The sequence below is a fragment of the Lentibacillus sp. genome (assembly GCF_035301675.1).
In the GTDB taxonomy this organism is placed as follows: domain Bacteria; phylum Bacillota; class Bacilli; order Bacillales; family Amphibacillaceae; genus Lentibacillus.
Map to the genome: position 1 here is coordinate 24,729 of NZ_DATGTT010000074.1, position 6,348 is coordinate 31,076.

A 6,348-nucleotide genomic window follows, 5' to 3' on the forward strand; every position below is an offset into this window, starting at 1 on the left:
TTAGATTGAATCTCGGTCTACAATACGTTTCCAACTGAGTTTTGCGTGTCCTCGCCGTGTTCGTAGTGCAGAATAGTCCATTCATCTACACGGACCCGGTCCCCCGCTGGAATGACCAAGGTCGTAGCAGGGTGCTCGACAATGGCAGGCCCCTCAAGCACGTTGCCGGGCTTCAGCATGTCCATCTCCCAAAGCTGTGCCTCATGCCACGCACGATTGTAATACATAGACCGCTTTCCTTTGGCGGCCTCGGGATCAGGATTCTTGGACCCCAAAGGACGGCGACTCAGCTCTGGCTTCACTTTTTCCACACGAGCATTTAAGCCGAGTTCCATAATTGTATAACCGGCTGTCCCATAACCGGACACACTGCGGTTAATCTGTTCGTACAGGTCTTCAAAAGCTTGTGTAAGCTTATCTAAATCTTCATCTGACTCTAATTTGGTCACTGGTGCTGCAACTTCGACATCTTCCAGTTGGCCAGTGTAGCGCATCATGGCGAATGGCTCACAAACGACTGCGTCTGCTTCATGACCTTCAGAGACCAACTCAGAACGGGCTTGGGTATCGAGTTCGCTCCAGATTTCATTAATGTGCCGTCGCGCCTCTTCCCTGTCTTTATCCGAAGAATCGGGGCCGGTCATAATATGGACGGATTGGCTGTGCCTGTGCAAGTAATCCGCCGTAGTGCAACCAAAGGCTGAAAATGCTGCCGCAAACGGGAATGTCATGACGCCTTTAAAACCTAGGCTGCGGCTGTACTCAGCCATGTGAAGCGGTCCAGATCCGCCGTAAGCCATCAAGTGGTACTCACCTGGATCGACACCACGCGTCGAAATAATGGATTCAATGGAAGACTTAGCTTCCATCTCCAGCATATTCACCATCCCCTCGGCCGCTTCATAAACGTCAACCCCCAATGGATCGGCAACTTTCTCTTTCAGAACCTGCGTTGCCTTCTCGATATTAAGTTTGACCTTGCCACCGAGGAAGTTATCAGGGTTCAAACGACCCATTACCGCATCACAGTCAGCAATCGTTGGCTCTGTGCCGCCCATATCCATAGCCACCGGACCCGGTACCGAGCCAGCGCTTTCCGGACCTAGACTAACCTTACCTGTGTATGGGTCCACCTTAACAATAGTACCGCCGCCGGCACCGATGGTATCCATCGCTAGTGTCGGCAAATTCAGTTTAAACCTGGCCAAGGTCGGCTCATCTTCAATAGGTACTTTGCCGCGGGTAATTGCCCCAATATCAAAGCTTGTTCCACCCATATCACTGACAATTACTGAATCCGTGCCGACCAACTCGCCGACATGTTTGGCGCCCAAAAGCCCTCCGACTGGCCCCGAGATCATCGTCTCGTGCAGACGAGGATAGCGTACGTCCGCGAGCCCTCCGTATGAAAGCATCGTTTGCATGCTGTGTGGGAAACCATGTTCCTTAGCAGCCGCTTCAACGCCCAGCAGCTGCTCACGGCCTCTAGCTGTTGCATATGCCTCGATAAGCGTGCTGTTTAACCGGGATTGTTCGCGAATGATCGGACGAACCTGATGACTAAAGTAAATCGGGATATCGACGTCATGCTCCGCCAGTACCCTCCGGGCCGCTTCGCCAATTTTCAATTCGTGTTCAGGATTAACGTGTGAATACATGCAACAGATGCATAACGCTTCAATGTCCTGCTCCAAGAGCTCTTTTACACCGCTGACTGCCTCGTGCTCATAAGCGGGAATGACCACCTGACCGAACTGGTCGACACGCTCGGTCACACCGCGTACCCGGCTAAGGGGCACAAGAGGCTCGGGAGAAGCGTGGGTGACTGCATGCAAGCGGTCTTCATAAGAATAACCGGCCCATGACTGAAGGCCTCTTCCCATAAGTATGGCATCTTCCATGCCCCGTGTCACAATCAGACCAATGCGCTTTCCGCTCCTTGATAACAACGTATTTAGCATACCCGTACCTGAATAAAGGACTACCGCCAATTCTTCAAAGGTTTTGTTCACATCCAGGTTCCAGAGACTAGTAGCGTCACGCGCTGATTCAATAAATCCTTCTGATTCGTAATTAGGTGTAGTCGGTGCCTTACCGACAGCGAAGTTGCCTTCTTTGTCCACTAGAATCGTGTCGGTCATCGTGCCACCAGCATCGATGCCGAGCACGAGTGGTGATGTCTGTTTCATGGCATATCTCCTCCTTGTTGATTTTTCTCGATATAATTTTTTTCTAAGGGCACGTAAGATCAATTGCATAAAATCCTGTGCCCTTAATTGCGCCTCTAGAAATAGGTTAACCGTCCAGACGGTTTGTTGTCAATACTAAAAAAATGAATTCCATTCATAATTATCTTTCACCTTATTGGAGATTGATGTTTTGAAGAACCCTTTTGGTGTTCGTAATACTATTTGATTTAGTACTGACATCTTGATCCTTCTAAGTCACCTCTTAATTAATTTCAGCCCCCTATCTCTCTTCCTTTCCTAAAAGCACGCCTTCTTTTTCCTCAGATACTTGATCATTTTGCGTTTCCGATAAAGGTAGTTCGGAATTTTTTATTAAGGTTGATTTCTCCTGCCCAAAATCTTCTCTGACAGATTTAATAAAAGAAATAGTCATCAACACAAAAACCAAAATCATAGGGACACCTACAATAACTGAAGACAATTGAACTGCCTCCAATCCGCCTATGGCCAATATGATTATACCTACTCCTCCGAGAATTAACGCCCAAAATAATCTATGGATTCGGGGCGGCTGCCCGGTTCTACCCAGTTTCTTACTCGCAACAGATGACAAAATCAATGAAGCACCGTCAAAAGTAGTTGCCGAGAATACTAGATAGGCGATTACTAGTAGCGGTATTATAATCGCACTAAGAGGTAATGTATTGATAACCGCCATTATAGCTTCTGTTTGTCCACTATTAACCATTATTGAATTAACTGGAACTAAATTGGATAATTGAAGATTCAATGCGTAATTTCCAAAAACACCAAAAAACACCCAGCAACCCACCGGTCCTATAAGGCATTGGGTAATGATCACTTGTTTTATTGTGCGTCCCTTGGATATCCTGGCAGTAAACAAACCTATTAATGATGAATAACCAATCCACCATGCCCAATAGAAAACAGTCCAATCTTGAGGGAAACTTACATTGTTAATGGCTCCTAAACTTAAACTCATGTTGAAAAAATCGTTAAACATTGTACCTATGGATTGTATGGAATTATCTAGCATGAAGGTTGTTGGGCCAACAAGGAACACAAAGACAAGTATTGCTGCAACAATAATTAGGTTAAAATCTGATAATCTTTTAATTCCTTTCCTAAGACCCAAATATACACTTCCTCCAAATAGAATGACCCAAAGAGCTATAACGATTACCAAGAGCCCAAAAGTTACAGGAATATTAAACATTTCACCCAAAAGTTGTGCGATCATGGGAGCAACCAATCCTATGCTTGTTCCCACTACCCCGATCAAACCAAGCATCATGGCAATATCGACGATTTTACCCGGTATGCCTTCAGAATGCTTACCTAGAATTGGTTTGCAAGCAGCACTAAGCCTAAAGTGAGGTATTTTTTTCACATATAAGGCATATGCCATAGGAATACTGGGAAGAGCATAAATAGCCCACGCGAGTATTCCCCAATTAAAGAAACCATAAGGGATAGCCCACTCTGCTGCACTTAATGTTCCAGATTCTATTCCAAAGGGTGGGGCATTAAAAAAAGTAATTGGTTCGATAATCGATAGGTACATAATTTCCGCACCAATTCCCGTTGTAAAAATCATCGCAAACCAACTAAAATTTGAAAATTCCGGCTTGTCGTCAGGATCCCCTAATTTGATTTGACCAAACTTGCTAAAAACAAGCCAAGCAAAAAAAATAAGTATCATCAATGGAAACAAGACGAAAAGCCAACCAAAATTTCCTGTGATGAAACCCAATATTGTGCCTACAATATTTGCCGCAGCCGAAGGATTCACCCCAACAGGAACTAATCCTAACAGTAAAATTACTAACACAGGCCATAGTACTTTATTTTCAATATTTAAGTTTTTCAAATAACGCACTCCTTTTTAATATAATACTTAAAAAAGTGTTCGTAAATAATGTCACCCCCATTAAGCACCAGCTTTTGCGATCTTAAATAACACCCGTGATAAAGATCTTAAGTCTTCATGGAAATCAAAGTCGATTCGAATTCAAGATGGCCACTTTTCCTCTACATCATTCCTTGATTTTTTCATATTCCACCTCCTCGTAAAAATATTATTTATCTATGGATCCAATGTCTAAATGTAACGTAAATTTTAAACGGTATAAAATGATGGTACACTTTATATTTCTTGTTTAGTTCATAAAAATATTCCTTTATAACGATATATCTGTATTTATTTTAAAATTTCGCGAAAATGCTCAAAAATTGCCATTTGTAGATTTTTTATCTTTGTGATACGGTGCATCTAATTAATTGAGAAGCTGGCATATGACAAGTCACAACAGAATCATCCAATTTACTAGGAGGGATTAAGAAGGCGCTTGTTATTTTGACAGCAATTTTATTATTAATCGTTATATACGGTTGCACATCAAGTAGTGATTCAGAGGGTGTAGGCAATAGCAGTAATACATCGAATGATACAGCTAATAACAAAGAGGAAAAACCAACATTAACTTTTGACAAAACACCATGGACAAGCACTGTACCGCCAACAGCAATTGCATACCTAACTTTTGCATTACTTTCTCGGGTTGATGAGTCTTTCGCCACTTTCACCGCTTCAACGGATAGTGTCATCGAAGCATTGAAGGAACACCATGTCATCGACACGGATCTAAAAGGGCCACAAAATAATCGCAGCTTTCTCCAGGCTTATTTTAATATTTTATGGGAATTGGGATTTGAACCGGAAATTTCGTATTTACGTGACACGTTCGATGTGAACATGACCATAACGGAAGCCGTTGACACCTATTAAAAACGATATGACCAGGCAGAAGCAGAACAAATAAGAATTGTCATAAATACCCTTCAGCAAGATGGAATGATAAAGAATATGAAATACACCACACTACCTGTCATAAACTGGGGAACGCGGGACAGAAGGACTTCAAAAAATAATATATCTTAGGAGTGATCACCTTTGTATAATATGATAAAGGAAGATTATGTTCATTGTGTGTGGCCAGGAACGACACTTCCATTAGGCAAGACTGGAAAATACCTTATAGATTTTTTTAAAGAAAACCACGATATTGATATCCAATACTGCGAGGAAACGAAAACATTGCCGGGGTATGGACCAGAAGGAGGAAGGATTGATCAAATATTCAATGTCTATCTGAACAGTATCGATAACTTTGACAACATTAAACAGAAGATTGGTGCTCAATACGCAAGAGACATCGTACGAATGGGAGATCATCGCCTCTACAAAGAGCGTATATACGTAAGCTATTTTAAACGATTAGAAACTGAACTGTTGAAAGCAGGGGAAATAACAGAAATAGATGTTTACCAAGGTGTCTTTGAATAGGAGGGGCAACGGTACAAGGGATTATTGGGAACAGTCCAGGTCGGTAAGTTCTACCCATGTGCAGTGACTGCATGATCTGGACTGTTTCTCATCCCCGGTTTCCCTCATCGAACATTACCTGTCCGATATATGAATCGACAAAACCAGGAAATGACAGGCATCCGCACGACCTTGTGACAATATGCGCGCTGATTGTTATTCAGTGCCCGATTCTATTAAAAGGTGTGAATGCCAACAAACGATGCGAATACAGCCATAAATAACAAAAATAATGCTAATGGTATACATTTTTCTTGTAATACTGATATTCCACTATCCAATTAAGCACACCTATAAGTAACATCATATATGGCATGAATTCATGGTTCTGTGTAATTAAGCTATAAACTGCCAATATCAAAGCAGTAACCGGTAAGTTAGCCTTATTATTATAATTTTTCTTTAGCAACTATTTGACTAATAAAATCTTATTTTCCCCGTGCTGATTTATGGCCATTATATGCAGAGTATTCTTTATTAAAGAAAAGCGCCCGATTCCTGTTAATACCAGGTTTTATAAAAACGACTCTTTTAATTTTTTGCTATTTCCTTGTTACTGATTCCATACCTCAGCACATTTAATGCTCCCGTAATACCAAGAAATCCAAAAATAATATATCCTTGCATTGAATATTCAACACTCCAAATACCTATAAAGAATGCAATTAAAACAATCATAAATAAACCTGCTCGTAGAGTCATATTATCCCTCCTTGAATCCATTTAATTGGTATTCAACAATTTGGCCCATTT

Annotated in this window: 5 protein-coding genes; 2 read left to right on the forward strand and 3 right to left on the reverse strand. The window is 41.9% G+C overall.

Annotation, left to right across the window (positions count from 1 at the left end):
• Window positions 1-17: 17 nt before the first annotated feature.
• Both VK097_RS12800 and VK097_RS12805 read right to left on the reverse strand, forming a co-directional pair.
• Complete coding sequence (locus tag VK097_RS12800) at window positions 18-2,258, reverse strand: hydantoinase/oxoprolinase family protein (protein WP_324212199.1); 2,241 nt, start codon at window positions 2,256-2,258, stop codon at window positions 18-20.
• Window positions 2,259-2,469: 211 nt separating this feature from the next.
• Entirely contained in the window at window positions 2,470-4,080 is a 1,611-nt protein-coding gene (locus tag VK097_RS12805; RefSeq protein ID WP_324212200.1) for a BCCT family transporter, read from the reverse strand.
• Between the two features lie 486 nt (window positions 4,081-4,566).
• Between VK097_RS12805 and VK097_RS12810 the strand changes: the two genes are divergently transcribed.
• Both VK097_RS12810 and VK097_RS12815 read left to right on the forward strand, forming a co-directional pair.
• The gene (locus tag VK097_RS12810) at window positions 4,567-4,998 is read left to right on the forward strand and encodes a hypothetical protein (RefSeq protein WP_324212201.1); all 432 of its coding nucleotides are present in this window, start codon (window positions 4,567-4,569) and stop codon (window positions 4,996-4,998) included.
• Window positions 4,999-5,163: 165 nt separating this feature from the next.
• On the forward strand, window positions 5,164-5,556 hold the full coding sequence (locus VK097_RS12815) for a hypothetical protein (protein ID WP_324212202.1): 393 nt from the start codon (window positions 5,164-5,166) through the stop codon (window positions 5,554-5,556).
• 570 nt (window positions 5,557-6,126) lie between these two features.
• Here the strand turns inward: VK097_RS12815 and VK097_RS12820 are convergent.
• The gene (locus VK097_RS12820; RefSeq protein ID WP_324212203.1) at window positions 6,127-6,297 is read right to left on the reverse strand and encodes a hypothetical protein; all 171 of its coding nucleotides are present in this window, start codon (window positions 6,295-6,297) and stop codon (window positions 6,127-6,129) included.
• Between the last annotated feature and the right edge of the window lie 51 nt (window positions 6,298-6,348).

Coding starts and splice junctions, on each gene's coding strand:
- VK097_RS12800 (WP_324212199.1), bottom strand. CDS start 2,258: ATGCAATTGATCTTACGTGCCCTTAGAAAAAAATTATATCGAGAAAAA.
- VK097_RS12820 (WP_324212203.1), bottom strand. CDS start 6,297: ATGACTCTACGAGCAGGTTTATTTATGATTGTTTTAATTGCATTCTTT.